The sequence below is a fragment of the Streptomyces sp. NPDC085460 genome (assembly GCF_044541975.1).
GTDB lineage: Bacteria > Actinomycetota > Actinomycetes > Streptomycetales > Streptomycetaceae > Streptomyces.
On the sequence record NZ_JBITTO010000013.1, the window covers coordinates 116,517 to 141,374 of the forward strand.

Genomic DNA, 24,858 nt, shown 5'->3' on the forward strand with positions numbered 1-24,858 from the left:
ACGTTGTTCGTAGCCTTCGCATGTACCGATCCGGCCCCGCCAAACCTCCCTCTTCGCAACTTCGTACGAGTCGGTCGGCGACCGGCGCTCAGCCGGGCGGCGGGACGCGTTCGGCGGGCGGCGGGGGGCCCGGCGGGGTGCCGTCGCCGAAGGGGCGTCCACCGAGCGCCTCGCGGCCGTGCGGGGTGAGCCAGTCGCCCGTGTCGGGGCCCCGGGGCACGATCCCGGTCGGGTTGATGTCCCGGTGGACGACGTAGTAGTGCTCCTTGATCTGGGCGAAGTCGATCGTGTCGCCGAAGCCGGGGGTCTGGAAGAGGTCGCGGGCGTACGCCCACAGCGCCGGCATCTCGGTCAGCTTCCGCCGGTTGCACTTGAAGTGGCCGTGGTAGACGGCGTCGAAGCGGGCGAGCGTGGGGAAGAGCCGCACGTCGGCCTCGGTGAGGGTGTCCCCGACCAGGTAGCGCCGGCCGGAGAGCCGTTCCTCCAGCCGGTCGAGCCTGTCCCACAGCCGGCCGTAGGCGGTGTCGTACGCCTCCTGTGTGGTGGCGAAGCCACAGCGGTACACCCCGTTGTTGACGTCCTGGTAGATCTCCTCGCAGAGCGCCTCGATCTCCTCCCGGTGCCGCTCCGGGAACAGGTCGGGCGCGCCGGCGCGCTGGTGTGCCGTCCACTGGGCGCCCAGGTCCAGGGTGATGGCGGCGAAGTCGTTGGTGACCACCTGGCCGGTGGGCACGTCGACGATCGCCGGCACGGTGATCCCCCGGTCGTACCCGGGGTCGCGCTTCAGGAACGCCTCCCGCAGCCGCCGGATCCCGAGCACGGGGTCCCGGCCGCCGGGGTCGAGGTCGAAGGACCAGCTGCGCTCGTCGTGGACGGGTCCCGCGATGCCCATCGGGAGCACGTCCTCCAGGCCCATCAGCCGCCGCACGATCACGGCACGGTTCGCCCACGGGCAGGCCCGCGCGACGATCAGCCGGTACCGGCCCGGCTCCACGGGATAACCGTCCCGCCCGTCGGCCGTGATCCTCGTCGTCAGATAGTGGCGGTCCCGCTCGTACGCTCCGTCACCGGCCATCGTCCCGCACCTCCTGCGGCGGCAGCCCGGCCAGGCGCCGCTCGTCCTCGTTCCACGCGCGCGTGTCGCGCGGTTCCACGTACGGTTCCCGGTCCGGCGGCATGCCTCCCGCCACCGCCCGGCGGCGCAGCAGTTCGGCGTCGAACTCCAGGCCCAGCAGCACCGCCAGGTTGCTGATCCACAGCCACACGAGGAACACGACGACGCCGGCCATGGTGCCGTAGACCCGGTTGTACGACGCGAACTCGGCGACGTACACGGCGAAGCCCGCCGAGGCGGCCGCCCAGATCAGCAGGGCGAGCACGCTGCCGGGGGTGACCCAGCGCCAGCCGCGGCCCTTCGCGTTCGGGCTCGCCCAGTACAGCAGGGCGATCATCACGACGGCGAGCAGGAGCAGAACCGGCCACTTGACCACCGACCAGACGGTCAGCGCGGTGTCGCCGACGCCCAGCACGTCACCGGCGCGGCGCGCCAGGTCCCCGCTGAGCACGAGCAGCAGGGCGCCGGCGGCGGCCATCACCGTCAGCGCGGCCGTCATGCCGAGCCGCAGTGGCAGGAGCTTCCACAGGGGGCGGCCCTCGGGCACGTCGTGGACGCGGTTGGCGGCGCGCATGAAGGCGCCGACGTAGCCGGAGGACGACCACAGCGCCACGGCGAGGCCGACCACGGCGAGCGTGGCGCCCGTCGCCGCGTCGTCCCGCAGGGAGGCCAGGGCCTGCTCCAGGACCTCACGGGCCGGTCCCGGCGCGAGGTCGCCGAGGCTCTCCATCACCCGGTCGGTCGTCTGCCGCCCGCTGATCCCGAGCAGCGACACGAGGGCGAGCAGTCCGGGGAAGAGCGACAGCACGCCGTAGTACGTCAGCGCGGCCGCCCGGTCCATGAGCTCGTCGTCCGTGACCTCGCGCACCGTTCCCCGGAGGACCGCGAGCCAGGAGGCCCTGGGCAGCCCGGCCGGCGAGTCCGGGGCCCGCGCCTCGACGCCGGGGCCCGGCCCGGCGGCCTCGGTGTCGCGGGGCTCGAGGTGGTCTCGGGGGGCGGGGTGATCGCCGGTCGCGGGGGTGTCGCGCGTCGGGTCGGTGCCGTGCGGCTCGGGGGTACGGCGCGTCGGGTCGGTGTCGCGAAGGTCGGAGGTAAGGCGCGGCTCGGGGGTGCCGCGCGGCTCGGAGGTACGGCGCGGCTCGGGCGTACGGCGCGGCTCGGGGGTCGGTGCCGATCGCTTCGGCCTCTGCGGTCCGGGGATGCTTCGGTCGGCCATGCCCCGCCGTGTACCCGCCCGGGGCGGTTCTACGCGATCCCGCGGCCCGCCGGCAGCCGCCGCTGCGGCGGGGCATGCGTGCCGGGGGCTGCGGGCAGCCGTGCAAGAAGGCGATGCCGATGCGTCACGTATTGATCGACACGGTGCGCGCGAAGGCCGGTGACGCGCTGTTGCGGCGGGTGGCGGGCCCCACGGCGCACCGTAAGCGTGCCCGGATCCACGGAACCCCGGGCCCGCGCTGGTTCGCCCCGGAGCGCCCCGTGCGGGTGGTGCACGGGGACGCCTCCATGTACGTCGGGGGTCTCGCCGCGCTCCTCCTGCAGTCGCTGCACCCGGTCGCCATGGCCGCCGTGTGGGCGCACTCGGGTTTCCGGGGCGACCCCTGGGGCCGGCTCCAGCGGACCAGCACCTTCCTCGCGGAGACGACCTTCGGGACGGCCGACGACGCCGAGCGGGCGGTGGCGCGGGTGCGGTCCGTACACGCGCGGGTGACCGGGGCGACACCGGACGGGGTGGCGTACAGGGCCTCCGATCCGGCGCTGCTCTCCTGGGTGCACCTGGCCGAGACCTTCTGCTTCCTGCGGGCCTACCAGGGGTACGGGCGGGCTCCGCTGCCGGGCGCACGGCGGGACGCCTACGTCGCGGACATGGCGTCGGTCGCCCGGCGGCTGGGGATCGCCGATCCTCCTCTCACGGAGGCGGACCTGGCGGAGGCGTTGGCGCGCAGGCGCGGCGAGCTGGCGGCCACCGACGAGTCGGCGGGTACGGCGCGCTATCTGCTGGCCGCGCCGCCCCTGCCCTGGCCGGCCCGCCTTCCGTACGCCCTCCTCGCCGCCGCGGCGGTCGACCTCCTGCCACCGTGGGCGCGGCGGCTCGTCCCCCTTCCGGTGCACGTCCGGCTCCTGCTGCCGGTGGCGCGACCGGGCGGACGGCTCGTCGTCGCGGCGATCCGCTGGGTGACGCCCTCGCTGCCGCCCGCCGGGTGAGGGGCCGCGCGGGATCAGCAGTCTGTCAGCAGGCCCTCGCGCAGGCGCTTCACGGTGCGCGAGAGCAGCCGTGAGACGTGCATCTGGGAGCAGCCCAGGCGTTCTCCGATCTGGGCCTGGGTGAGTTCCTCGACGAACCTGAGATGGATGATGTGGCGGTCCCGCTCGTCCAGGTCCGCGATGAGCGGGGCCAGTGCGTGGAAGTCCTCCACCAGCTCCATCGCGGGGTCCTCGGCGCCGATGAAGTCGGCCAGGGACGCGTCGCCGTCCTCCTCGTCACCGCCGAGCGCGGCGTCGAGGGACGAGGAGTTGTACCCGTTCGACGCCAGCCGCGCCTCGGTCACCTCTGCCTCGGTGAGGCTCATCAGCTCGGCCAGCTCCTTCACCGTCGGCGTCCGGCCCAGCCGCGTGCTCAGCTCCTCCGTCGCCTTCGCCAGCTCCACCCGCGCTTCCTGGAGCCGGCGCGGCACATGCACCGCCCACGACGTGTCCCGGAAGAACCGCTTGATCTCACCCACGATGTAAGGAACCGCGAACGTCGTGAACTCGACCTCACGCGACAGCTCGAACCGGTCGATCGCCTTGATCAGGCCGATCATCCCGACCTGGACGATGTCCTCCATCTCGTCCGCACGATGACGAAACCGCCCGGCCGCGTAACGCACCAGGCTCATGTTCATCTCGATGAGAGTGTTCCGCGCGTACTGGTACTCGTGCGTCCCCTCCTCCAGCACCGCAAGCTCCCGGAAGAACACCTTCGACAAAGCCCGCGCGTCCTTCGGCGCGACCGCCGACGTGTCCGGGATCTCCGGCAGCGTCCCCGCACCGACCTCGACTCCCGCTACCGGCATCGTGGTGACCGTCACACCGTTCCCCTCTCACGTAGGTCCCGAACCGGGACGCGCGCCTCGTGGGGGTTCGCCTACCCGGAGTTCACGCCTCCACACAGCCTTTCTCGAACCGGACCCGAAACGCGGTCGCACCGCGAGCGGGTGCGGACACGCCGAAGGCGGGACAGCTGACGCACTCTCACTCGCCTTGCCCCGTCAGCGCGTCGGGGCGTGGGCGGGGGCGGCCGACTGCCGGGGGCGGCGGGTTCCTTCGTCGGCCACGGGGCAGACGAGCCGACATCCCCTGTGGTCGTCCGGAGGAGAGTCATGAAACAGGATCCATCGATGCGAGCCGTCGGATGGGCGAAGTCGCTGCCCCTCGGCTGCGGTGTGAAGACCGCCAGGGACTGGACGCGCGGACACCTGGCCACCCTCGGCTGGGACCGGACCGCGCCCGACGCGGCGGACTCCGTGGTGCTGGCCGTCTCCGAACTGGTCACCAACGCGCACGTCCACGCCCACAGCGACGCGCAGCTCATCCTCACCTGGGACGAGGAGTGCCTGCACGTCACCGTGCACGACACCTCTCCCCGGATTCCCGAGCGGCGCGCCCCCGACGACGCGGCCCTCGGCGGGCGCGGCATGCTCCTGGTCGGCGCCCTCGCCGACGAGGTGCGGACCCATGCCTGCCCCCGGGGCAAGGACGTGACCGCCTGCTTCCGGCCACGCCCGCCCGACGAGCCGACGTGAGGATGCCGAGCCGGCCGAACCGGAATCGGGTCGGAGTTTCTCGGGGAAGGGCGTTTCGGCGTCGCGTTCGCGGTCACCCGGATCATCCGACGACCCGATCCCCCCGGAAGGATTCCGTCATGCCCGTCGTACTGATCCTGTTGTTCGGCGTCGGGGTGGCCATGGCGTGGTGGAGCGTCACGCCCGTGCCCGGCGGACCACGGAGGGGCCCCCGGTGACGTCCTGAGACCGGCCTCGCTCGCGCGCGTCCGAGATGCGCATCCGCGATGCGCGTACGGGTTCGCGTACGGGTTTCACGTACGGGTTCGCGTACGGGTTCGCGTACGGGTTTCACGTACGGGCGAGCGGTCAGGCGGACAGGAAGACGAACCCCAACGCATGCGCAAGGAGGCTCACATGGACAGCTGGCGTGCGGCCGCGGCCTGCCAGGAGGTCGACCCTGATCTGTTCTTCCCCGTGGGACTGGGCTCCCCCGCCCTCGCCCAGGCGGAGGAGGCAAAGAAGGTCTGCCGACGCTGCCCGGTACGGCGGCAGTGCCTGAGCGAAGCGCTGGCGGAGCCGCAACCGCCGGCGGGTGTCTGGGGCGGCCTCACGGAGGCCGAACGACGCTCGCTCCGACGGCGGTCGGGGCGCGAGGCGGCCGCGGGGCGTTGAGGGCCCTCCCGGCCCTCCCCCGGTTGCGCACTCCCCATGCGCGCCCGCCGGCTGGGTGGCGGCTCCCCCTGCCGGCCCTCCCCCGCCAGGACCCTGGTCGAGGTCGGCGACAGCCGCACCTTCCCGACCGCCGGCCACCTCTCCGCCCCCGCGCCGGGCGCCGGTTCAACACGTCTGCCAGTCAGCCCGTTCCGCCGTGTCGGTGGGGTCCGGACTGAGGGAGAGACGTGCGCGGACCCGTTTGCCGTCCGGGGCGGGCTCCACGGTCAGGCTCTCGCAGACGGCGAGGACGATCTCCACGCCGTGCTGCCCGATGCGGCGGGGATCGTGTCCGCGAGGCACGGGGACCGCGGCCTCACGGTCGAAGACCGAGATCTCCACGTCGTCCCGGCACAGCTCCAGGACCAGCCGGTACGGGCCTGCGGCGTGTCGCACCGCGTTGGTCACCAGCTCGCTCACCACCAGCTGCGCCAGTTCGACGCGCTCGTCCGCCACCGGCCCACCCCGTACGGAGGGGGCGGCCGCGAGGAAGTCCGCCGTGAAGGCGCGCGCCGCGGCGATCGCGCCGCCGTGGGCGGCGTCGTCGTAGACGACGCTCACGGACAGCAGGGGCTCCGATGCGGACCGCTCAGCGGCGATCGCGTCCGTCATGGCGCTGGTACTCCCCTCGTCCGGGTGGGCGGGCACGGCTGGACACCCCGTACCCCGCCTATCCCCGCTTCATGATTCCCACACCGGTCACGCCGGGGATGACACCCGCGGCCGGCGGTTCCGGTCTCGGTCTCCGGTCTCTCATCTCCGGCCTCTGGTGTCCCGGGCCGCGCAGCGCCGTGCCGGCTCGTGCAGACGTCCTCCGAGTCACGCGGCGAGCCCGGCACCTCCGGTCGGAGGTGCCGGGCTCGGACCGCGCTCGGGGCGCGGCGTCTCGCAGGGAGCCGCCTACCAGCGGTACCAGCGGCCCGTGCCGCCCTTCGGCCGGGCCACGAAGCCCAGCAGCCACAGGACCAGGACGATCACGGCGATCCACCAGAGCGCCTTGATCGCGAAGCCCGCGCCGAAAAGCAGCAGGGCGAGCAGCAGCACGAGAAGCAGGGGGACCATGCGTGTGCACCTCCGGAAGGACGGGGACGCGAGGAGGCGGGCTGCACGCGGGCGCACGCCTCCGGGACAGTACGGGTCGCGAGGGCTCAGCAGCGGCGGTCGAGCAGCAGGGCCATCGGCCCGAGGCTGCTCCGCGCGGCGCGCCGACCGGCCCGCCGGCCGACGAAGTACGCGAGGCCGAGCACGGTCGCCGCGCCCGCGACGGCGGCGACCGTCACCGCCTTGTCGGCGCGCACGGTCGTCCAGAGCGCGTCCCCGGCGCCCCGCGCCGCGTGGGCGGCGGCGCGGGCCTTCTCGGCCCACGGGGCCGGAAGCACGTCCGGCGCCCCGAGATCGGCCATGTCCTCGCTCTCGTCCCCGTCGGGGACGTCCGGCCACGCCATGTCGGGGTAGTCGGGCACGGCGTACGGGCCGGTCCCGTGGAACGCGTTCTGTTCGCTCTTTTCCGAAGCACTCATGGGCAACGTCTCGCCCCGCCCGCCCGAGCTAAACATTTGTTCGCACGGGACGGTCCCGTGGGCAGGCTGGGCCGACAAGACGGGCGGGCGGCGAACGGAGTTTTGCGCGGGTTTCCCCTATGCGGGCCTATGCGGGATGTTTGCTCTCCCTGATACGGGTCAGGCGTCCTGGTGTCAGAAGTGCCGCAGGGAGAAGGAGTGATCTTTCGTGTCCGGTGAGCAGAAGATGAAGGCCAAGGGCGAGCAGGCCAAGGGCAAGGCCAAGGAAGCGGTCGGCCGTTTGACCGACGACGAGCGCTTGGAGGCGGAGGGCAGGTCCGAGCAGGCGAAGGGCGACGCGCGCCAGGCCAAGGAGAAGGCGAAGGACGCCTTCAAGCACTGATCCGGCGCAAGACCGGTTTCGCACGGGAGGGGCGGGCCCGCCAGGTGGCGGGCCGCCCCTCCGCCGCGTGCGTACGGCCCGGGACGGCGGGTTCCGCATACGGCGTCATACGGCATCGTCCGGCGTCGTCCGGCGTCGTCCGGTTCTGCGGGTGGCGCCGACGCGGAGGGCTCAGGGGCCCGGCACGGCCGGGTTGCCGAGTGCGGCCCGGACGATGGTCAGGGCTTCGTCCCCGCCGATGCCGAGGCGGGCGATCAGGGCCGCGTACTCCGCGGCGGCGGCGCGAGCCCGCTCGCGCCCTTCGTCGCCTGTCGCGGTGACGAAGGAGCCGGCCGCGCGGCGGGTCTCGATCAGACCCGCCTCCTCCAGTTCCCGGTAGGCCCGGCCGACGGTGTTGGCCGCGAGGCCCAGGTCCGCGGCCAGCCTGCGGATCGTCGGCAGGCGGGTCCCCACGACGAGCGTGCGGTCCTGGATCTGGCGCGCGAGCTGCGCGCGGAGCTGTTCGAACGGCGGGACGGCGGAGGCCGTGTCGATGACGATCACGCCGTCAGCCGCCGACCGCGGGTCGGCGCGACGCGGCGACGGCCGCCCTGGCGGACCGCAGGGTGATCACCGCGAGCGTGACGGCGCCGAGGACGATGAGGGCGATCCAGGCGATGTTCCACCGGAGGAGGGCGTCTCCGGTGAGCACCGTGGCGGGGATGTACCACGGCAGGCACCACACCATGGTGGGCGTCGCGGCCTCCCGGGCGTCCTCGGCGCGCAGGACGTCGTCGGCGCGCAGCGCGGCCTCGTCGTCGGCCACCGCGGGGTGCGTCAGGACGTGGCGGAGCTGGACCAGTGTCACCGTCGCCGCCGCGCACACCCCGATGAGCAGGACGGTCGCCGCGTACCGTACGCCAGGCGCCGTGGAGGCCATCGCGCCGGCGGTCAGCGCGAGGGCGCCCGCGTACGTCCCGGCCGCGAGAGCGGCGCGGGGCCCGCCGACGACCGCGCGCCAGCTCGGACGCGCCACCTGCGCCACCCTCCGCCGCAGCTCCGCGCCCGCCCGCCGGTCCGCCCGGCGTACGCGCAGGTCCAGCGCGGCCTGCGCGGGCACGAACACCGCCACCACTCCGACCAGAAGCCACAGAGCCCGGCTCCCACCCTGGGCGCCGGCCGCGTCGGGCGCGAGGCCGGCGGGAAGGCTGGTGCTGTAGACGAGGGCGAACGCGAGGATGAACCCGGCCAGGAGGACACTTCCGGCCAGCCGGGAGCTCTGCCGCACGGCCAGGCGCCTCGCCAGCAGGCGCGAGGGCGGAACGTCGGTGAGCCCGTGCCCGGCCAGCCAGAGCCGAGCCCGCTCGGCCTCAGCCTCAACCTCGACCTCGACCTCGACCTCAGCTACAGGCTCAGCCCCAGCCCCAGCCCCAGCCCCAGCCGGGTCGTCCTTCGAGTTCCTCGCCACCACACCCCACCGCATCTCTTGTCTCAACCTTTGACTCAGGATGATGAGTCAAAGGTTGAGGCAAGTCAACGGGGTCGGCGCGGCGGCTCGATCTCCCGCTTGAGGATCTTTCCTGTGGCGCCCTTGGGAAGTGCGTCGAGGAGCCAGACGACCCGGGGGTACTTGTACGCGGCGACCTGGGCGCGGACGAAGTCGCGCAGGTCGTCCGGGGTGGTGGTGGCTCCCTCGTGGAGGACCACGGCGGCGCCGACCTCTTCGCCGAGCTCGTCGTGCGGCAGGCCGATGACGGCCGCCTCGGCGACGTCGGAATGCTCGTACAGGACCTCCTCGATCTCGCGCGGGTAGACGTTGTAGCCGCCGCGGATGATCAGGTCCTTCTTCCGGTCGACGATGGAGAGATAGCCGTCCTCGTCGACACGGCCGAGGTCTCCGGTGTGCAGCCACCCGTCGACGAGCGCCTCGGCGGTGGCGTCGGGGCGGTTCCAGTAGCCCTTCATGACGTTGTGGCCACGGACGCAGACCTCGCCGATGCCGTCCTTCTCGGCGTCGAGGCGGACCTCGACGCCCCGGAGCGGGGTGCCGACGGTGCCGGCCTTGCGGGGGCGGTCGGGGTGGTTGAACGTGGCGACGGGAGAGGTCTCGGACAGTCCGTAGCCTTCGAGGACGGGGCTGCCGAACGCCTTCTCGAAGCCGTGCAGGACCTCCACCGGCAGGGACGAGCCACCGGAGGCGCACAGGCGCAGACCGGAGACGTCGTGCGCGTCGGGGGCGCGGTGGCGGGCGGCGAGGAGCGCGTTGAACATCGTCGGCACGCCGAGGAACACGGTGACCCCGCCGGCGGCGAGGGCGTCGAGAGCGGCCTGGGGCTCGAAGCGGGGCAGCAGGGTGAGGCGGGCGCCGACCGAGACGGCCGTGTTCATCCCGCAGGTCTGCCCGAAGGTGTGGAAGAGCGGCAGGCAGCCGAGGACGACGTCCTCGGGGCGCAGGTCGAAGAGGTCGCGGGCGCACAGTTCGGTGTTGCGGGCGATGTTGTCGTGGGACAGTTCGGCGCCCTTGGGCCTGCCGGTGGTGCCGGAGGTGTAGAGGATCACGGCGGTGTCCTGGCCGCCGCCCACCGAGGCCGTGACCGGTTCGGGGTGGTCGGCGAGGAGATCGGTCAGGGCTCCCGGCGCCACGGGGATCACCACGGTCTCGGCACCCTCGGCGCCCTCGGCCCCCTTGGCGCCCTCGGCACCCTTGGCAGCCTCCTCGGCGACCGCGTCGAAGACGAAGAGCAGCCTGGCGCCCGAGTCCCGGAGGTAGTGGGCGATCTCCCGGGCCTTCAGGAGCGGGTTCATGGGCACGACGACGGCGCCGGCCCTCAGCGCGCCGTAGTACAGGGCGGGGAACTCGGTCAGGTTGGGCAGCATCACGCCGACCCGGTCGCCGGGGCGTACGCCACGGGCTTCGAGCAGGGCGGCCACGCGGCCCACCGTCAGGTCGAGTGCGGTGTAGTCGATGCGGGTGCTGCCCAGTTCGATGGCGGTGCGGCCGCCGTGCTCGGCCGCGCTGCGGCTCACGAAGTCGGCAAGGTTCATCGGGGTTCCAATCAAGGGGGTACGGGCGGGCCGGGCCGCCGCGCGGCGCGGAGCGGCGCGACACGGAAGGGTCAGCCGCGGAGCGCGGAGGCGAAGATGCCGGGGAGCTTGGCGAGCGAGGGCGCCGCGGTGAAGGCGGTGACGCGGCGGATCGTGGTGAGGGCCGTCCGGTTGGTGACGTAGAACGGCGGACGGGGTGAGATCGAGGGCGATCCGGTGAACAGGCCGCGCGGGGCGGGCGCGAACGGCGCCCGCAGCACGGTCTTCTCGACGTCCTCCAGCATGAAGGCGTTGTGGACGAAGCCGATGCCGGAGCCGATGGAGCGGCGCGTGTGGCCGGGGTGGGCGCCCCAGGGGGTGTAGCCGAGCAGGAAGCCGACGGCGGACCAGCAGTTGACGCCGAGGGTCCCGTAGCGCAGGGCTTCGATGGCCTCGATCACCTGCCGGGGGTGGCTCTTCTCGGTCCGTGGGTGGACGAGGAGGGTGGCGCCCAGCGTGCCGGGGAGGACGTCGTTGGCGAAGGCCACGGCCTCCTTCAGGAAGGGGCCGGGGTCGGTACCGGGGCCGGCAGCGGGGTCCGTACCGGCGTCGGCGGCGGTGCCGGTGCCGGGGTGGGCGCCGGGCAGTCGTACGACGGCGAGCGCGCTGGCGAAGACCTCGTCGGTGAGCAGCGGGTCGGCGTGGTCGGTGACGTCGGGGATCAGCAGGCGGCAGCCGTCGGGGCCCAGCACCTCGGCCTCGGGGTGTGCGGCGCGGACGGCGGCGAGGCGGTCCCGGGCGCCGGGGTAGTAGTCGGTGCGGGGCGGGAGGGCGCGCAGGACGCGGCGTATCTCGGTGAGGAGTTCCTCCGTGCCGTCCCAGTCGGCCGGCACGACGAGGACCTGGCCGGCGATGCAGTTGTGGCCGGAGTTGTTCATCTTGCTGGTGACGATGTGCTCGGCCTGATGGCGGAAGTCCGCCCTGGTCCAGGGGCCGGGGGTGACGATGCAGGGGCTGACCCCGCCGAGTTCGCTGGTGAACTCCTTGTCGAGGAGGGGCGTGTCGGCGCGGCGGCGTTCCTCGGCCTGGTCGTCGGTGCCCCACACGAGGGCGTCGTGGGTGCGGTCGCTGCCGGTGATGTGCAGGGTGTCGATCCCGTCGTGCCCGGCGAGGTAGGCGCCCTCGGCGGCACCGCCGGGGACGAAGCGGACCCAGCCGCGGGCCGTGAACTCGGCGAAGATCTCGTCGAAGTGGGGGCGCAGGTAGTCGTTGACCGGGTTCATCTTCGCGACGACGACCTGGTTCTCCGCGTACAGCTTGTGCAGGACGTCCAGGGCGGTGATCGCGGCCACGTTGCCGGCGCCGAGGACGAGTGAGACCCGGGGCCGGGGCGCGCGGCCCCGGTAGGGTCCGGCGGCGCGGTCGCGTACCTGGCGCGGGGTGGTGCCCGCCCGGACGTGTACTTCGGCGGTGAAGCCGTTGAGGAGGAGCCGGTCCCAGCCGGTGGCGGGGAAGACGTCGACGACGGTACGGCCCCGGCGTTCCCGCACGGCGTCGGCGGGGACGGGTTCCTGGCCGGCGGCGAGCCGGCGCAGCACGTGCAGCAGCGCGGCGACGTTCTGGGTCAGGGCCCAGGGGGCGCCGATCCAGTCCTCGGCGGCGGCGGGCGAGTCGGGGCCGTAGCCCTTCGCGCGGGCACCCGCCTCGGCCATCGCGGCGGCCCGGGCGGTGATACGCGGCAGCAGCCGTTCCAGGAGGGCGATGCGTTCGTCGAGCGGGGTGGCGGCCCAGGTGTCCCGGCCGGTCCGCAGGTCGGCGACGGCGCGGTCGAGGGCGTCGGTGTCGAGGAGTTCGGTGGTCACAGGGGGCTCCAGGGAGGTGGCGCGGGGCGGGTCACGTGCGGGAGTGGAGGCGGAGGCGGGCGGCGTCGCGGGCCGGGTCGACGAGGGTGAGCGAGGCGAGGGCGCCCAGGCAGAGCAGCGCGCCGGAGAGGAGGACGGCGTGTTCGTACCCGGCGTCGCCCTGGGTGTCGATGAGCCGGCCGACGACGACGGGAGCGATGAGGCCGGCCGTGGTGACCACCGCGTTCATCGTGCCGAGGGCGCCGCCGCGGCGCCGGGGCGGGCTGAGTTCGGCGATGGTGGTCGCGGCGATGGTGGCGTACGAACCGCCCATGCCGAGACCGAGGGCGAGCAGCACCGTCTTCGTGGTGGCGCTGTCGGCGAGCGGCACGCAGAAGAGGCTGACGGCGCCGATCAGGAGCATCACGCCGCCGACCCGGCCCCGGGCCGTACGGCTGCCGACGCCGCGCCGCATCAGCCGGCCGGTGAGCACCGCCTGGCCGAGCAGGACCACCGCCCCGACGGCCCACGGGGTGACCACGAGCGCGCCGGCGGTGTCGGCCGCGTAGCCGAGGCCGTTGCGCAGGTAGGACGGGAGCCAGGCGACCATCAGGCCGACGATCCAGTAGCTGGTGAAGTAGGCGAGGGTGATGCCGATCCAGGTGCGGGTGGCGAGGACGCGGTGGTATCCGGGGGCGGCTTCGGATGCGGTGGCGGCGTTGGACGCGGTGACGGTGGCGGCGTTGGATGCGGTGACGGCGCCGGCGTTGGATGCGGTGGCGGCGCCGGGGCCGGTGGCGACGTCGGGCGCGGTGGCGGCCTCGGGCCCGGTCGGCCTGTCGCGGGCGGGGGTGTCGTCGGTTCGGAAGGTGCCGTCGCCGCCGAAGGCCGACCAGACGGCGGCCCACACCGCCCCGACGCCGGCGACCACCCACAGGGCGGCGCGCCAGCCGTGTTCCTGGATGACCCAGGTCAGACCGGGTGCGGCGGTGATGACGCCGAGGGTGACTCCGAGGGTGACCAGGGCGCCGGGGAGATTGCGGCGGTGGTCGGGGAACCAGGAGAGCGCGGTCTGCTGGGCGACGGGGAAGGCGGGGCCTTCCGCCGCGCCGAGGACCAGCCGTGAGCCGATGAGGACGGCGAGGCCGCCGCCGATGGCCGGCGGGATCTGCGCGAGCGACCACAGTACGGCCATGGTCAGCAGCAGCCACTTGGCCTTGACGCGGTCGGCGAGGAGGAGGCCCACGAGGGCGCCGGAGAGTGAGAACAGCAGGAAGAAGGCGCTGTTGGCCAGGCCGAACTGCGTCGCGGTCAGGCCGAGGTCGGCGCGGATCTCGTCGGCCGCGAGGCCGAGGACGGACTTGTCCGCGAAGTTGACCATCATGAAGACCACGAGGAGGCCGGTGACGGTCCAGGCACGTCGGCCCGTGTTCGTCGTGGTCGGTGCGGCACCGCCGCTCAGCGGTCGGGGTGCGGTCTGTGCAGCGGTCACGGGGTCCTCCGGGGGGTGCCGGACTGCGGGGGGGGCGGGGAGGGCGGAGAGGCAGGGCTCTCGATGGAAGGGCTCTCGACACCGGGGCTGTCCGCGGCGAACCGCTGGAAGCCGCTGGAAGCCCCGGCGTCGAGGGGCGGCTGCGGCCCGGTCAGGACAGCGGGACGCCCGCGATGGCGATGCGCTCCATGACGCGGCGCCGGGGGAAGTAGTCGTTGACCGCGTAGTGCTGGGTGGCGATGTTGTCCCAGACGACGAGGGAGCCGGGCTCCCAGTGGAAGCGGATCTGGAACTCGGGGATGCGCGCCTGGAGGACCAGGATGTCGAGGAGTTCGCGGTTCTCGGCCTCGGGCAGGCCCTTGATGAAGCGGGTGAAGGGCTCGTTGACATACAGGGTCTTGCGGCCGCTGCGGGGATGGCGGACCACGACGGGGTGCTCGACCCGCGGCCAGTCCGCGCGGAACGCGGCCTTCTGCTCGTCGCTCATCAGCGCGCCCCAGCTGGCCTCCCAGTCGTGGACGGCGGTGAGGTCCTCGATGCGCGCCTTCAGGTCGTCGGGGAGGTTGTCGTAGGCGGCGGCCATGTCGGCCCACATGGTGTCGCCGCCGGCCTCGGGCACCTCGACGGCGCGCAGTACGGCGCCCAGGGACGGGTTGGCCATGAAGGAGTGGTCGCTGTGCCAGATGTTCTTGTTGCCGGCCGCCTTGGCGTCCTTGGCGAGGCGCGAGATGCCCGCGTCTCCGGTCTTCGGGAAGAAGGGGTTGGGCTCGGTGGGTCCCCAGACGGCCGAGAGCGCCTGGTGGTGGTCGGCGGTGACGCCGTGCTGGTCCCGGAAGAAGATCACCTTCCATTCCAGGAGGGCCCGGCGCAGTTCTTCGGCGAGGTCGTCGGTGATCGGCCGGGTCAGGTCGAGGCCGGTCAGGACGGCGCCGAAGTGCGGGGTGACCGGCTGGACGCCGAAGAGGGTGTAGGCGGTGGGGTCGGTGCCGGGCGCGGTGCGGTTCAGCTCGCGCCGCCCGTAGTGCATCAGGGGCTTGTCGAGGACGGGCTTGGGGTCGGCGACGGCGTCGGTGATCATGCGGCTCCTCTGTGGGGAGGCGGGGTGGCGTGCCTGCGCGGTGCACGGCGGGCGTCGGCCGGGCCGGGTACGTCCGGGCGCCCGTTCTCGTGAACGGCGGCTCGCCAATTTCGTTACCCGGAGTATCGATATTAGGGTGCGACTCGGCAAGGGGGTACGGCCGAAAATTTGCCGGGGGGTACGCGAGAGAGCCCGGCGACAGCGGCACCGGGGCCGCCGGACGGGGGCTCTTTCACGGCAGGCACACGCGTAACGGAGCGGCCCCCTCTCCGGGAAACCGCTCCGCCCGCGTGGAGTGCGGGCCGCGCCTCCGCGGCCCGCGGGCCGTCAGTCGCGCACGCCGACGGCCCGCGCGACCATGTCGACGACGGCGTCCACCAGTCCGACGTCCGGCAGGTCCTGCTCGGCCAGCATGCGGAACAGCAGCGAGCCGGCGACGAGCGTGGCCGCCGCCGCCACGTCCGTGTCGGGCCGTACGTCGCCGCGGGCGATACCCCGCTCCAGGACGCGCCGGGTCTCGCCGGTGACCCGGGCGGTGTAGGCGCCGTACGCGCTCCGCTCGGCGTCCGCCTCGGCCGCGGAGCCGATCACGCCGGCGAGGAGCCGGTCGACGCCCGGGGCGCGGTACTGCCGCAGCCGGGCGGTGAGCAGCTCCCGCAGTTCGGCCCTGAAGTCCCCCAGGTCCGGCACGGTCAGGGCGCCGACCCGTGACTCGGCCGCCGCGATCACGAGGTCCTGCTTGGTGGGCCACCGCCGGTAGATGGCCGGCTTGCTGACCCCGGCCCGGGCGGCTACGGCCGCCATGGTGAGCTCCCCCAGCCCACGCTCGGCGACCAGCTCGACCACCGCGGCCAGCACCGCACTGGCCATCCGCTCGTCCCTCGGCCGCCCCGGCCCCTTGCTCTCGACGTCCGCGCCGGTGTGCCTGTTGGTCATGCCCCGACCCTACGAGGCGTGCGGCCCCGGCCGAAACACGGGGAACGCCGGCACACGCTACGCGTGCAGGGCCCTCGCCATGGGGGCGGATCCGCCGGTGACGAAGGAGCGGATCTGGGCCAGGTAGGCATCGCGGCCGACGCGTCCGTCACCGTCCTCGTCCCACTCGCCGAGGCGGCGCGCGCGTGGTCCGCAGGTTGCCCAGGGCGTGGCGCAGCCGGGTCGAAGCGCCTGTTCACCTGCGGACTTCTCGGTCGGGACTCACTCCGCGCCGGCGGACGGAGCCTCGGCGTCGTCCGGCTCGCCGGCGGGCTCCGCGTACACCGAGCGGATCTCCTCCAGGAGTTGCGGGTAGTGCTCGCCATAGGTGTGGATCGCGTGCCAGACCGCGTCGAGCGCCGCGATGAGCGGATCCGCCCCTGCGGCGGCGACAACGGCGGGCAGGGCGAAGAACGGCTGGTTGATCGGTTCGGGTACGCGCGGCACGGAGGGGAACGTGACCACTTCGGCCCCGTCCGTGGCCGGCGGCACGAAGGGTGGCCGCTCTGGAGGGATCGCTCCCAGCACGAGCGGGCCCTCCTTCGGCAGATTGGCGCGCAGTGTCCGGAACATGAGGTCCCAGTCGTCGAACGGCGACGGCAGCGGGCGCTCCGCCTCCAACGCGCTCAGTGCCGGCGTGATCCACCACATGTCAGCCAGCCCGGACACCTCGCAGGCCCGGCGCGCGGCGACCAGCGCCACCGCTCGCTGGACCTCCGGCGCGAGCGGGCCGAGGGCGTGCACGAGCTCGGTGTCGAATTCCAGCAGTCCGAGCACGTTGCTTCCGCGCGCGCGGCGCAGACGGTCGCTGGGCAGCCGGCCGCCCCATCTCCACAACTCGTAGTGCCGCTCGTGCTGCTGGTGCTGATCGGTGAGTGTCGGACGCGTGTCCTTGGCGTGCATCGGATCCCTCTTTCCGTCGCGTGAGGAAATCGTGCCGCACACCACTGACACCGGGTCTCCGCCCGACAGGCCATCAGAAGCGGCCGTTGTCGTACCGATGCGGGCGGGAGGCGAGGACCTGCCCGGTGCCGCGGAGCGCGGCGGCGATCTCCTCGGGCACCGGCACCGCGGTGGCGTCGACCTGCCGCGCGTGTGCCGTCCAGTCCCGTTCCGGCCCGGAGGTGTCGTACCGGAACGGCTCGCTGTCCGGCACCAGTTCCCAGGCGATCGGGTACGTCGTGTCGCCGTGCCAGCCGCAGGCGCAGACGGCGCGCATCCGGTCGGCGAGCGGGCGCCGCAGGTCGCCGTCGTAGCTCCACCAGTCGGTGAAGCCCGGTACGCACCCGGAGCCGCCCCTGCCGACGTACACGGGCCCGGCGACCGCGCCGCCCTCCAGCAACACCCCGACGCCGCCCACGTGCCCTTCCGCGCCATCCCATTCCCACATGCCCCTGCCCCTCCCCTTCCGCGATGCCGCTCACGGAGCCGCATCCCGCGACTACCTCCGTATGTCCACGGTGACGGAACACCGGGAGCCGTCACAGCCGATTTCGCGCATATTCCATTGGCCAGTGACACGTACGCGCGCATGTCCGCCGGAGACGGAATGCCGTGCGCGTTCCCGAGGAGCACGCTGGGCACTGCGGCAGCATGGTGTCCTCTCTGCGAGAACGACAGGAATGAGACGTTTCATGAAATACACCGTGTCCACCGAGATCGCCCTCCCGCGTGAGGAGGTCGTCCGGTTGCTCGCCGATCCGGCGCAGCTGCCGAAATGGCTGCGCGGTCTGGTGGTGCACGAGCCGCTGAGCGGGGAGCACGGGCAGCTCGGCACCAGGTCGCGGGTCGTGTTCCGGACGGGCAAGCAGGAGATGGAGTGCATCGAGACCATCACGCGCCGGGAACCGGCGGACCTGCGTGAGGTCCCGGGAACGGGCGTCGTCCACTTCGACCGGGAGATCGTCGGCGAGGGCATGTGGAGCGCCGTGCGCGACCGGCTGACCGAGGTCCGCCCGGGGACGACGCTCTGGGAGAGCGAGAACGAGTACCGGTTCAGCGGCTTCTTCATGAGGCTGGTGGGCCTCGTGATGCCCGGCGCCTTCCGCAAGCAGTCGCGACAGCATATGCGGGACTTCAAGGCGTTCGCCGAGCGAGGCGCGGACGTCCGCGAGGAGGACTGATCGGGGCGAGGCGGGCGGGCCCGCCGACGCCCTGAGTCGAGACAGGCCGAGCAGTCGCTATACGACGACGGGGACGGCCGTCGCGTCGTGCTGCTCGACCGCCCAGGGCACGGCGGCGCAGGTCAGCAGGAACCAGGGGTCGTAGGCGTCCAGCTCCCAGGTGTCGACCGGGAAGCGGAAGGGGCCGTGGCCCGTGGACCCGTTCCTCTCGTGGCGGAGGTGGAAGCGGGCGAGCGCCGCCCTCAGGCCGGCCTCGGTGTTCAGCTCCGCGAGGGCCGGCGGGGAGAGCAGTTCGTCCGCCGCCGCGGACGCCAGGCCGGGGTGCGCCTCGTCGTTCTCCGCTACGGCGGCTCGGAGGAGAGCGATGGCCCGAGTCGGCGAGTACTTCTTCGCGGACTGGCCGCCACCGGGGGTGAACCGGTTCTCCCAGAAGTGCGGGTCGATCCGCAGGGTGTCGTGGGCGGCGGGCCGGGCGGTGTCCATCATGTCGGCGCCGTCCTGGTGGAAGGTCCAGCAGCCGAGCCCACCGCGCACGACGAGCGTCCCGGGCCAGGTGACCAGTTCGAAGCCCTCCCATGACGCCTTCGGAAGGTCGAAGCGGAGGTGGCGGTAGCCACCGTCCCTGCGGAGCACGGTCATCGTCGCGCCCCTGGAGTCGGACACGAAGCGGGCCTCGGCCTCGGCGGTCTGCCGCTGGAGCTCGTCGTACGGGTCGATCACGCTCATCCGGGCGCCTCCCTCTGGGTGCAGCGCACGTTCGTGCGCTCCTCTCGTCTGCCCCCGAACCGTCAGGGCATCGCGGGGCACAACGAGATGGCGCGGGGAGAGGGTACGGACACACACGAGGTTGACGTGATTCCGCTGTGCGGTGTCCTGTCGGCGGACGGACGGACGGGGGGCGGGCCCGGACCCGCGGAGGGACGAGCCGGCCGGCCGTGCGCCTCCCCCGCCCCCACCCCATCTCGCCCGCTCCCCCGGCCTGGAGCCATGCCAGGGGCAGGGCGTCAGCCGACCGAGAGGAGGTCGACCACGAAGATCAGCGTCTCGCCCGGCTTGATGGCGGGCGAGGGTGAACGGTCGCCGTAGGCCAGGTGCGGCGGGATGACCAGCTTCCGGCGGCCGCCGACCTTCATGCCCCGGACGCCCATGTCCCAGCCCTTGATGACCTGTCGCCCACCCAGGGTGAACTCGAACGGCTGGCCGCGGTTCCACGAGGCGTCGAACTCCTCGCCGGTGGAGTGCGCCACCCCCAGGTAGTGGACCGAGACCACGGAGCCCGGGGTGGCCTCGGCTCCGTCACCGACCACCAGGTCCTCCTTGTGTAGATAGGGGGACGGCCGGCCCTGGGGGGCGGCGATCTCGGGTCGTTCAAGGGCCATGGCCCGCTCCTCGCTCTCCTCGTCGGCCGGCCTGCCGCCGACCGACGTACGTGATTGATCATTATCACCGGAGGTGCGCCGGGAGGAGGGCGCCTGTGGGCGGCCTTTACCGGGCCTTCCGGCCGTCGCGGGTGCGCGCCGGCGTCGGGTTCGCGGCCGTGCCGGCGGAGGCGCGGCTCGTCCGGGCGGTCGCGGCAGCCCACAGCAGGAGGGCCGCGCCGCTGATCCCGGCTCCCAGGACGCAGACCGCGCCCCAGCCGGCCACGGCGTAGAGGGAGGTCGCGGCGAGGGCTCCGGTGGCGCTGCCGATCGAGTAGAAGAGCATGTAACCGGCGATCAGGCGGCTGCCCGCGTCCGGGCGGAGCTCGTGGACGAGGGTCTGGTTGGTGACGTGGACCGCCTGCACGGCGAGGTCGAGGACGACCACGCCGACCGCCAGGGCCCAGAGTGAGTCCCGCGTGAAGGCCAGGGGCAGCCAGGAGGCGGTGAGCAGCGCCAGGCCGATGCCGGACGTCCAGCGCGACAGGCCCCGGTCGTTGAGGCGGCCGGCGGCCGTGGCGGCCAGCGCGCCCACGGCTCCGACCAGGCCGAACGCGCCGATCGCGGTGTGGGAGAGCGTGTACGGGGCCTCGCTGAGCGGGAGCGCGACGCTGCTCCACAGGGCGCTGAACGCGGCGAAGATCAGCAGGCCGAGCAGGGCCCGGAGCCGGAGCAGCGGTTCCGTCGCGAACAGCGTGAGCGTCGAGCGTACGAGCTGTCCGTAGCGAAGCCGCGTGGGTGCGTGGGTGGGGCGCGGCAGTGTCCTGTGCAGGAGGAGTGCGAGCAGGACGGTGACGAGGGCCGAGGCCAGGTAGACCGAGCGCCACCCGACGAGGTCGGCCAGCAGACCGGAGGCCGTACGGGCGAGCAGGATGCCGATGACGATCCCGCTGGTCACCAGGCCGACGACGCCACCGCGCCGGGCGGGGCCCGCCAGGGACGCGGCGAAGGCGACCAGCGTCTGCGCGACCACCGCGAGGAGCCCCATCGCGGCCATGCCCGCGAGGAGTACCGGGGCGGTACGGGCGGTGGCCACGGCGACGAGGGCCACCACGAGGAGGAGCAGTTGGGTGACGACGAGCCGCCGGCGTGCGACGACGTCGCCGAGCGGGACGAGAAGCAGCAGCCCCACGCCGTATCCGACCTGTGTGAGCGTGACGACGGCGCCGACGAGCGCCGGGCTCATCGCGAGGTCGCGGCCCATGGTCACGAGGAGCGGCTGCGCGAAGTAGACGTTGGCCACGGCCGATCCGCAGGCGAGGGCGAAGAGGACGACGAGGGTTCGGGGCAGGTTGTCGGGAGGGGACGTGCCCGGATCGCCCCCGACCGGATCGCTCCCGCCCGGATCGCCCCCGGCCGGATCGGGGTGGCGGACGCCCGTTCGCGCCGCCCCCGTCGCATCGGGAGCGACTCGTGCCCCTGCCCTGTGGTCGCAGCTCACTCCGTACCCCTCCACACCCTCTGGTTTCATATTGCTACCAGGCTGGACCGTAGCCCGCTTGGTAGCATGTTGCAACCAGAGAGAGAAGGTGGCCGGGCATGGTGAAGAGGACGCGGTTCGACGACAGCGACTGCCCCGTGGCGCGCTCGGTCGACGCCATCGGGGACTGGTGGTCGCTGCTGATCGTGCGGGACGCCTTCGACGGGAGCCGCCGCTTCGGAGAGTTCCAGCGCGGGCTCGGCGTGGCGAAGAACGTCCTCAGCGCCCGCCTGCGCGATCTGGTCGCGGGCGGTGTGCTCGAGTCCGCGCCCGCCTCGGACGGCAGCGCCTACCGCGAGTACGTCCTGACCCCCAAGGGTGAGGCCCTCTTCCCCGTCATCGTGGCGCTGCGCCAGTGGGGCGAGGGGAACTTCTTCGGTCCCGGCGAACCGCACTCCGAGCTCGTCGACCGCGACCAGGGCCGCCCGCTGCGGCCGCTGGCGGTCCAGGCGGCGGACGGAAGGGCCCTCGGCCCCCATGACACCGTGGTGCACAAGCTCCCCACGGACTGAGCCGGCACAGGGCGGCCACACGGCTGTTCACCCTAGTTTTGGAGCGATCGATTCAAAACCTGTTAGGGTGCGAACACCCCTGCACACACAAGGAGTCAGCCATGGCCTTACCCTCCACTCCGCCGCTCGACCGCACCCGCGTCCGCGTCACCGCCGACCCCGACTGGTACGAGGGGGCGGGGATCTCGCTCGGCATCCGGGTCGGCGGGCTCGTCTTCACGTCGGGGCAGGCACCGGTCGACGCCGAGGGCGTCACCGTCGGGCGCGGAGACTTCACCGCGCAGGCCCGGCAGGCCCTGGCCAATGTGTCCACCGTGCTCTCGCGGGCGGGCTCCGGCCTCGACCGGGCCGTGAAACTCACCGTCTTCGTCACGGACATCACCCACCAGGACCTCTTCGCGGCCCTCCGCGCGGAGCAGTACGCGGAACCCTTCCCCGCCGAGACGTTCGTCCAGGTCTCCGCCCTCGCGGATCCCGAGTGGATGATCGAGATCGAGGCGGTCGGCGTCGCCGCGTGACTCCCACCGCCGGGTCCCGCACGGGCCGGCCCGGACGTGCGGGACCCGGCACGTGCGGGACCCGGCATAGGCTGCACCCATGGCAAGGCCCCGAGAGTTCGACGAGCAACGCGCCCTGACGGCGGCGATGGAGACGTTCTGGAGTCTGGGTTACGAGGGCACGTCGACGCGCGACCTCTGCGCGAGCACCGGCCTCGGGCCCTCCAGTCTCTACAACGCCTTCGGCGACAAGCGGTCGCTCTATCTCCGCGCGCTCGGCCGGTACCACGAGACGAGCACCGCCGAGCAGGTCGCGCTCCTCCAGGGCTCCGGCCCCGTGAAGGAGCGCCTGCGCCGGCTGATGGTCCACGCGGTCGACGCGGATCTGGACGAGGCCGGCCGGCGCGGGTGCTTCACGATCAACGCCGCCGTCGAGGCCCCCGTCCACGACCAGGAGGTCAGGGAGCTGGCCGCGCGCAGCTTCGACCAGGTCACGGGCGCACTCCACGCTGCCCTCGCCGAGGGCAGCGGCACGGGCGAGATCCGCGCCTCCGGAGATCTCCACGCCCTCGCCCGCCGCATCCAGAGCACCTACTACGGCCTGCGCGTCCTCGCGCGGGTGCAACGAGACCGGCAGGCCCTGCTCGACACCGTGGAGAGCACCCTCGCGGACCTCTGAACGGAGGAGCCTGGACCGCCTTGGTAACAGTCGTTACCATTCCGGTATGGCGAAGACACAGCTGGGTGCGCGGGTGGACGAGGACATCGCGGAGCTCGCGCGGAAGCGCGCCGCCGATCTGGGCCTGAGCATCGGGGACTACCTCGCCCGGCTGGTTCAGGACGACGCCGGCGGCCTCCGCGCGCGAGCCGTCGACGCGGCCACCCGCTTCCTCGCCGAACACCAGGCGGTCTTCGACGAGGCCGAAGGCGCCCCCTCCCGGCCCGCGCCCCGGGGAACGCGCGCCGCCTGATGGAGCTGCACATCGACGTTCCCTGGATCCTCCAGGTCGCCGAGGCCGCCGGAGCGGACGACCCGGCCCCCGACGACTACGGCGTCCCCATCTCGGCGGTCGCCCGCCACCGGGCCGTACTGTTCGAGCGCCCCGTCTACGACGGCCCGTACGCCAGAGCCGCCGCCCTGGTGCACACCCTGGCCCGGTGCCGCTGGCTGGAGCGCTCCAACCTGGCCGTCGCCGCCGCGACCGGCGTCATGTACCTCGAAGGAGCCGGCGTCTCCGTCGTGCCCGCCCGCGAGGACGCCATCGCCCTGCGGGACCTGCTCCTCGACCCGGCCTGCAGCGCCGGGAGGATCGCCGCCCTGCTGCGTACCTGGCCCACCGCCTCCTGACCCGCGTCCCCGGTCCTCCGCCCCGGTCCGGTTCCAGTGCCGGGCGGCGCGGGCCCGCCCGGCACCCTCGCGGGAGGGGCCAGGCGGGAGAAGGGGACGGACGGAGGGTGGTCAGGAGGCGGGGACCTCGTCGACGAAGGTCGTCCCCGCGCCGCGCAGGGCGCCGACCTTCGCGGCGACCTGGGCCGGGGTGAGGACCTGGTCCTTGACGTGCAGGACGTAGTCGACCTGCTGGTCGTAGGCCCGGGGAGTGGTGGACGGCTGGCCGTTCAGGTCGATCAGCCACTGGTTGAAGTTGATCGACATCGGCCGCTCGGGCAGGTAGGCGGCGTCGTGCGTGCCGAACAGGGCGCCGTCGACGTAGTAGGTGATCTTGCTGTTGTCGATGGTCACGACGAGGTCGTGCCAGCCGGCGAAGCTCGTCCGGCTCTCGCTGTGCTGGTTGACGGCCTGCCAGGGGTCGGGGTTGTAGGTCTCCCAGGAGGTCGTGTAGAGGATGTTGGCGGGCTCGCCCCAACCGCCGTTCGGCAGGTACTCGAAGTCGTACTCGGCGTAGTCGTCCGCCATCGGGGCCTTGAGGTCGTTGATGGTGAAGAAGGTCTGCACGATCCGGTCGCCGTCCGGGCCGTACTTGGGGGCGTCGGAGAACTTCACCCGGGCCGCGTACGTGCCGTTCTTGAACTTCGTGGCCTTCGTGAGGACTTCGGTGTGCACGGTGCTGGCGCCGGTGCCCGCGCTGGAGGTCTCCAGGTTCATCACCGTGTTGCCGCTCTGGTTGACGAAGGTCACCTTCGAGGGATCCCAGCTCGCGCCCGGGACGCCGGGGCCGCCGGAGTTGGAGCGGACGCTCCAGCCGTGCGAGGCGAGGGCCGGGTCGGTGTGCGAGGTGTAGGAGAAGTCGTCGAAGAGCGTCTCGCCGTTGCCCGGCGGGGTGGTGGGCGGGGTGGTCGGGGGCGTGGTCGGCGGGTCCGTGGGCTCGTTGCCGGCCGGGGCGGTGCCCCACACGTTCACGCCGGCGATCTGGGCGGTGACCTTGGTCCAGTCGGCGTACGAGGTCGGGGCACCCTGGAAGGAGTAGTCGTCGCTCTGCGTCAGGGTCTGCCAGTTGGCCTGGTAGAAGCGCAACTGCATGTCACCCGTGTCGGCGCCGGGGGCCAGCGAGCCGGCCGCCGGGGTGAAGCCGATCTCCAGGTAGCGGTCCGCGTTCGCCGTGGGGTTGGCCAACGTGCCGAAGGTGCCGGTGATCGCCGAGCAGCCCTTGACCGCCCAGGAGCAGGCGAAGCGGTAGGTGGCGTTCGGGGAGTCCGCCTTGAAGTAGTAGCGGATCTTGACCTGGCTGAGCTGGACGCTGGTCGTACCGGTGTTGCGGACCTTGAGCCACGGCTCGCTCTGGTCGGCGGTCGCCCCGCTCGCGCTGGTCCGGTACTGCACCGCGACCCCGCCCTCGGACGCGGAGGCGGTCGTCAGGGGGAAGGTCGCCAGGGCCGCGCTGCCGACGATCGCGGTCAGCGCCAGGGCCGCGCGCGTGGAGCGGCTGGTGGTACGGCGGGTACTCATCCGACGGTTTCCTTTCGTTCGCTCCCGCCGGGCGGCGGGAGGA

Annotated in this window: 29 protein-coding genes; 10 read left to right on the forward strand and 19 right to left on the reverse strand. The window is 72.9% G+C overall.

Annotated features, from left to right (window positions below):
• Window positions 1-88: 88 nt before the first annotated feature.
• Both ACIGHB_RS29260 and ACIGHB_RS29265 read right to left on the reverse strand, forming a co-directional pair.
• The gene (locus ACIGHB_RS29260; RefSeq protein ID WP_399917093.1) at window positions 89-1,075 is read right to left on the reverse strand and encodes a glutathione S-transferase family protein; all 987 of its coding nucleotides are present in this window, start codon (window positions 1,073-1,075) and stop codon (window positions 89-91) included.
• Window positions 1,065-2,330: a YhjD/YihY/BrkB family envelope integrity protein gene (locus tag ACIGHB_RS29265; protein ID WP_399917096.1), complete on the reverse strand. Its 1,266-nt coding sequence runs from the start codon at window positions 2,328-2,330 to the stop codon at window positions 1,065-1,067. The genes ACIGHB_RS29260 and ACIGHB_RS29265 overlap by 11 nt, the downstream gene beginning before the upstream one ends.
• Window positions 2,331-2,449: 119 nt before the next feature.
• On the opposite strand from ACIGHB_RS29265, the gene ACIGHB_RS29270 reads away from it, so the two are divergent.
• Entirely contained in the window at window positions 2,450-3,316 is an 867-nt protein-coding gene (locus ACIGHB_RS29270; RefSeq protein ID WP_399917098.1) for an oxygenase MpaB family protein, read from the forward strand.
• A 14-nt stretch (window positions 3,317-3,330) separates the two neighbouring features.
• On the opposite strand, the gene ACIGHB_RS29275 is transcribed toward ACIGHB_RS29270, so the two are convergent.
• Entirely contained in the window at window positions 3,331-4,167 is an 837-nt protein-coding gene (locus ACIGHB_RS29275) for an RNA polymerase sigma factor SigF (protein WP_399917100.1), read from the reverse strand.
• Between the two features lie 306 nt (window positions 4,168-4,473).
• Here ACIGHB_RS29275 and ACIGHB_RS29280 point away from each other — a divergent pair, with 306 nt between their 5' ends.
• Together ACIGHB_RS29280 and ACIGHB_RS29285 are read left to right on the forward strand one after the other, a co-directional pair.
• The gene (locus ACIGHB_RS29280) at window positions 4,474-4,896 is read left to right on the forward strand and encodes an ATP-binding protein (RefSeq protein WP_360313889.1); all 423 of its coding nucleotides are present in this window, start codon (window positions 4,474-4,476) and stop codon (window positions 4,894-4,896) included.
• 396 nt (window positions 4,897-5,292) lie between these two features.
• Window positions 5,293-5,550: a WhiB family transcriptional regulator gene (locus ACIGHB_RS29285; protein ID WP_360313887.1), complete on the forward strand. Its 258-nt coding sequence runs from the start codon at window positions 5,293-5,295 to the stop codon at window positions 5,548-5,550.
• 165 nt (window positions 5,551-5,715) lie between these two features.
• On the opposite strand, the gene ACIGHB_RS29290 is transcribed toward ACIGHB_RS29285, so the two are convergent.
• The 3 genes from ACIGHB_RS29290 to ACIGHB_RS29300 all read right to left on the reverse strand — a co-directional run bounded on the left by ACIGHB_RS29290 (window position 5,716) and on the right by ACIGHB_RS29300 (window position 7,109).
• Window positions 5,716-6,201 carry an ATP-binding protein gene (locus ACIGHB_RS29290; RefSeq protein WP_399917103.1) on the reverse strand — a complete coding sequence of 162 codons (486 nt, stop codon included), beginning with the start codon at window positions 6,199-6,201 and terminating at the stop codon, window positions 5,716-5,718.
• A 288-nt stretch (window positions 6,202-6,489) separates the two neighbouring features.
• Window positions 6,490-6,651 (reverse strand): DUF5670 family protein, encoded by a 162-nt coding sequence (locus tag ACIGHB_RS29295; RefSeq protein WP_360313883.1) that lies wholly within the window; start codon window positions 6,649-6,651, stop codon window positions 6,490-6,492.
• Between the two features lie 86 nt (window positions 6,652-6,737).
• On the reverse strand, window positions 6,738-7,109 hold the full coding sequence (locus ACIGHB_RS29300) for a hypothetical protein (protein WP_399917105.1): 372 nt from the start codon (window positions 7,107-7,109) through the stop codon (window positions 6,738-6,740).
• Between the two features lie 208 nt (window positions 7,110-7,317).
• On the opposite strand from ACIGHB_RS29300, the gene ACIGHB_RS29305 reads away from it, so the two are divergent.
• Entirely contained in the window at window positions 7,318-7,491 is a 174-nt protein-coding gene (locus ACIGHB_RS29305) for a CsbD family protein (RefSeq protein ID WP_399917107.1), read from the forward strand.
• A 171-nt stretch (window positions 7,492-7,662) separates the two neighbouring features.
• Here the strand turns inward: ACIGHB_RS29305 and ACIGHB_RS29310 are convergent, their stop codons facing one another.
• From ACIGHB_RS29310 to ACIGHB_RS29350, 9 genes are all read right to left on the reverse strand, one after another.
• On the reverse strand, window positions 7,663-8,034 hold the full coding sequence (locus ACIGHB_RS29310; RefSeq protein WP_399917109.1) for a GntR family transcriptional regulator: 372 nt from the start codon (window positions 8,032-8,034) through the stop codon (window positions 7,663-7,665).
• Window positions 8,035-8,038: 4 nt separating this feature from the next.
• Window positions 8,039-8,758 (reverse strand): hypothetical protein, encoded by a 720-nt coding sequence (locus tag ACIGHB_RS29315; protein WP_360313876.1) that lies wholly within the window; start codon window positions 8,756-8,758, stop codon window positions 8,039-8,041.
• 245 nt (window positions 8,759-9,003) lie between these two features.
• A complete protein-coding gene (locus ACIGHB_RS29320; protein ID WP_399917113.1) occupies window positions 9,004-10,515 on the reverse strand; it encodes a long-chain fatty acid--CoA ligase in 1,512 nt (503 codons plus the stop codon).
• A 71-nt stretch (window positions 10,516-10,586) separates the two neighbouring features.
• A complete protein-coding gene (locus ACIGHB_RS29325) occupies window positions 10,587-12,356 on the reverse strand; it encodes an aldehyde dehydrogenase family protein (RefSeq protein ID WP_399917115.1) in 1,770 nt (589 codons plus the stop codon).
• Window positions 12,357-12,387: 31 nt separating this feature from the next.
• On the reverse strand, window positions 12,388-13,827 hold the full coding sequence (locus ACIGHB_RS29330; RefSeq protein WP_399917117.1) for an MFS transporter: 1,440 nt from the start codon (window positions 13,825-13,827) through the stop codon (window positions 12,388-12,390).
• A 151-nt stretch (window positions 13,828-13,978) separates the two neighbouring features.
• A complete protein-coding gene (locus tag ACIGHB_RS29335) occupies window positions 13,979-14,905 on the reverse strand; it encodes a TauD/TfdA dioxygenase family protein (RefSeq protein ID WP_399917119.1) in 927 nt (308 codons plus the stop codon).
• 327 nt (window positions 14,906-15,232) lie between these two features.
• The gene (locus tag ACIGHB_RS29340; protein ID WP_399917121.1) at window positions 15,233-15,841 is read right to left on the reverse strand and encodes a TetR/AcrR family transcriptional regulator; all 609 of its coding nucleotides are present in this window, start codon (window positions 15,839-15,841) and stop codon (window positions 15,233-15,235) included.
• A gap of 261 nt (window positions 15,842-16,102) precedes the next feature.
• On the reverse strand, window positions 16,103-16,783 hold the full coding sequence (locus ACIGHB_RS29345; protein ID WP_399917123.1) for a hypothetical protein: 681 nt from the start codon (window positions 16,781-16,783) through the stop codon (window positions 16,103-16,105).
• A 73-nt stretch (window positions 16,784-16,856) separates the two neighbouring features.
• A complete protein-coding gene (locus ACIGHB_RS29350; protein WP_399917125.1) occupies window positions 16,857-17,270 on the reverse strand; it encodes a hypothetical protein in 414 nt (137 codons plus the stop codon).
• A gap of 244 nt (window positions 17,271-17,514) precedes the next feature.
• Between ACIGHB_RS29350 and ACIGHB_RS29355 the strand changes: the two genes are divergently transcribed.
• Window positions 17,515-18,003 (forward strand): SRPBCC family protein, encoded by a 489-nt coding sequence (locus tag ACIGHB_RS29355; protein ID WP_399917127.1) that lies wholly within the window; start codon window positions 17,515-17,517, stop codon window positions 18,001-18,003.
• Window positions 18,004-18,060: 57 nt separating this feature from the next.
• Here the strand turns inward: ACIGHB_RS29355 and ACIGHB_RS29360 are convergent, their stop codons facing one another.
• From ACIGHB_RS29360 to ACIGHB_RS29370, 3 genes are all read right to left on the reverse strand, one after another.
• On the reverse strand, window positions 18,061-18,729 hold the full coding sequence (locus tag ACIGHB_RS29360) for a hypothetical protein (RefSeq protein ID WP_399917129.1): 669 nt from the start codon (window positions 18,727-18,729) through the stop codon (window positions 18,061-18,063).
• 278 nt (window positions 18,730-19,007) lie between these two features.
• On the reverse strand, window positions 19,008-19,382 hold the full coding sequence (locus ACIGHB_RS29365; RefSeq protein WP_360313856.1) for an FKBP-type peptidyl-prolyl cis-trans isomerase: 375 nt from the start codon (window positions 19,380-19,382) through the stop codon (window positions 19,008-19,010).
• Between the two features lie 106 nt (window positions 19,383-19,488).
• Complete coding sequence (locus ACIGHB_RS29370; RefSeq protein WP_399917131.1) at window positions 19,489-20,892, reverse strand: MFS transporter; 1,404 nt, start codon at window positions 20,890-20,892, stop codon at window positions 19,489-19,491.
• A 68-nt stretch (window positions 20,893-20,960) separates the two neighbouring features.
• On the opposite strand from ACIGHB_RS29370, the gene ACIGHB_RS29375 reads away from it, so the two are divergent.
• From ACIGHB_RS29375 to ACIGHB_RS29395, 5 genes are all read left to right on the forward strand, one after another.
• Complete coding sequence (locus tag ACIGHB_RS29375) at window positions 20,961-21,413, forward strand: winged helix-turn-helix transcriptional regulator (protein WP_399917133.1); 453 nt, start codon at window positions 20,961-20,963, stop codon at window positions 21,411-21,413.
• 101 nt (window positions 21,414-21,514) lie between these two features.
• Window positions 21,515-21,931 (forward strand): RidA family protein, encoded by a 417-nt coding sequence (locus tag ACIGHB_RS29380; protein WP_399917135.1) that lies wholly within the window; start codon window positions 21,515-21,517, stop codon window positions 21,929-21,931.
• A 79-nt stretch (window positions 21,932-22,010) separates the two neighbouring features.
• Complete coding sequence (locus ACIGHB_RS29385) at window positions 22,011-22,589, forward strand: TetR/AcrR family transcriptional regulator (RefSeq protein ID WP_399917137.1); 579 nt, start codon at window positions 22,011-22,013, stop codon at window positions 22,587-22,589.
• A gap of 46 nt (window positions 22,590-22,635) precedes the next feature.
• Complete coding sequence (locus ACIGHB_RS29390) at window positions 22,636-22,881, forward strand: hypothetical protein (protein WP_399917139.1); 246 nt, start codon at window positions 22,636-22,638, stop codon at window positions 22,879-22,881.
• Window positions 22,881-23,258, forward strand: coding sequence for a fic family toxin-antitoxin system, toxin component (locus tag ACIGHB_RS29395; protein ID WP_399917141.1), 378 nt, complete (start codon window positions 22,881-22,883; stop codon window positions 23,256-23,258). The genes ACIGHB_RS29390 and ACIGHB_RS29395 overlap by 1 nt, the downstream gene beginning before the upstream one ends.
• A gap of 111 nt (window positions 23,259-23,369) precedes the next feature.
• Here the strand turns inward: ACIGHB_RS29395 and ACIGHB_RS29400 are convergent, their stop codons facing one another.
• Window positions 23,370-24,815 carry a cellulose binding domain-containing protein gene (locus tag ACIGHB_RS29400; protein WP_388875971.1) on the reverse strand — a complete coding sequence of 482 codons (1,446 nt, stop codon included), beginning with the start codon at window positions 24,813-24,815 and terminating at the stop codon, window positions 23,370-23,372.
• Between the last annotated feature and the right edge of the window lie 43 nt (window positions 24,816-24,858).

Excerpts from the sequence above, each read along its gene's own strand:
- ACIGHB_RS29260 (WP_399917093.1), bottom strand. The coding sequence starts at position 1,075 with ATGGCCGGTGACGGAGCGTACGAGCGGGACCGCCACTATCTGACGACG.
- ACIGHB_RS29385 (WP_399917137.1), top strand. The coding sequence starts at position 22,011 with ATGGCAAGGCCCCGAGAGTTCGACGAGCAACGCGCCCTGACGGCGGCG.
- ACIGHB_RS29290 (WP_399917103.1), bottom strand. The coding sequence starts at position 6,201 with ATGACGGACGCGATCGCCGCTGAGCGGTCCGCATCGGAGCCCCTGCTG.
- ACIGHB_RS29320 (WP_399917113.1), bottom strand. The coding sequence starts at position 10,515 with ATGAACCTTGCCGACTTCGTGAGCCGCAGCGCGGCCGAGCACGGCGGC.
- ACIGHB_RS29270 (WP_399917098.1), top strand. The coding sequence starts at position 2,450 with ATGCGTCACGTATTGATCGACACGGTGCGCGCGAAGGCCGGTGACGCG.
- ACIGHB_RS29360 (WP_399917129.1), bottom strand. The coding sequence starts at position 18,729 with ATGAGCGTGATCGACCCGTACGACGAGCTCCAGCGGCAGACCGCCGAG.
- ACIGHB_RS29300 (WP_399917105.1), bottom strand. The coding sequence starts at position 7,109 with ATGAGTGCTTCGGAAAAGAGCGAACAGAACGCGTTCCACGGGACCGGC.
- ACIGHB_RS29370 (WP_399917131.1), bottom strand. The coding sequence starts at position 20,892 with ATGAAACCAGAGGGTGTGGAGGGGTACGGAGTGAGCTGCGACCACAGG.
- ACIGHB_RS29375 (WP_399917133.1), top strand. The coding sequence starts at position 20,961 with ATGGTGAAGAGGACGCGGTTCGACGACAGCGACTGCCCCGTGGCGCGC.
- ACIGHB_RS29390 (WP_399917139.1), top strand. The coding sequence starts at position 22,636 with ATGGCGAAGACACAGCTGGGTGCGCGGGTGGACGAGGACATCGCGGAG.
- ACIGHB_RS29400 (WP_388875971.1), bottom strand. The coding sequence starts at position 24,815 with ATGAGTACCCGCCGTACCACCAGCCGCTCCACGCGCGCGGCCCTGGCG.
- ACIGHB_RS29355 (WP_399917127.1), top strand. The coding sequence starts at position 17,515 with ATGAAATACACCGTGTCCACCGAGATCGCCCTCCCGCGTGAGGAGGTC.
- ACIGHB_RS29395 (WP_399917141.1), top strand. The coding sequence starts at position 22,881 with ATGGAGCTGCACATCGACGTTCCCTGGATCCTCCAGGTCGCCGAGGCC.
- ACIGHB_RS29335 (WP_399917119.1), bottom strand. The coding sequence starts at position 14,905 with ATGATCACCGACGCCGTCGCCGACCCCAAGCCCGTCCTCGACAAGCCC.
- ACIGHB_RS29350 (WP_399917125.1), bottom strand. The coding sequence starts at position 17,270 with ATGTGGGAATGGGATGGCGCGGAAGGGCACGTGGGCGGCGTCGGGGTG.
- ACIGHB_RS29265 (WP_399917096.1), bottom strand. The coding sequence starts at position 2,330 with ATGGCCGACCGAAGCATCCCCGGACCGCAGAGGCCGAAGCGATCGGCA.
- ACIGHB_RS29280 (WP_360313889.1), top strand. The coding sequence starts at position 4,474 with ATGAAACAGGATCCATCGATGCGAGCCGTCGGATGGGCGAAGTCGCTG.
- ACIGHB_RS29345 (WP_399917123.1), bottom strand. The coding sequence starts at position 16,783 with ATGCACGCCAAGGACACGCGTCCGACACTCACCGATCAGCACCAGCAG.
- ACIGHB_RS29295 (WP_360313883.1), bottom strand. The coding sequence starts at position 6,651 with ATGGTCCCCCTGCTTCTCGTGCTGCTGCTCGCCCTGCTGCTTTTCGGC.
- ACIGHB_RS29340 (WP_399917121.1), bottom strand. The coding sequence starts at position 15,841 with ATGACCAACAGGCACACCGGCGCGGACGTCGAGAGCAAGGGGCCGGGG.
- ACIGHB_RS29380 (WP_399917135.1), top strand. The coding sequence starts at position 21,515 with ATGGCCTTACCCTCCACTCCGCCGCTCGACCGCACCCGCGTCCGCGTC.
- ACIGHB_RS29365 (WP_360313856.1), bottom strand. The coding sequence starts at position 19,382 with ATGGCCCTTGAACGACCCGAGATCGCCGCCCCCCAGGGCCGGCCGTCC.
- ACIGHB_RS29275 (WP_399917100.1), bottom strand. The coding sequence starts at position 4,167 with ATGCCGGTAGCGGGAGTCGAGGTCGGTGCGGGGACGCTGCCGGAGATC.
- ACIGHB_RS29285 (WP_360313887.1), top strand. The coding sequence starts at position 5,293 with ATGGACAGCTGGCGTGCGGCCGCGGCCTGCCAGGAGGTCGACCCTGAT.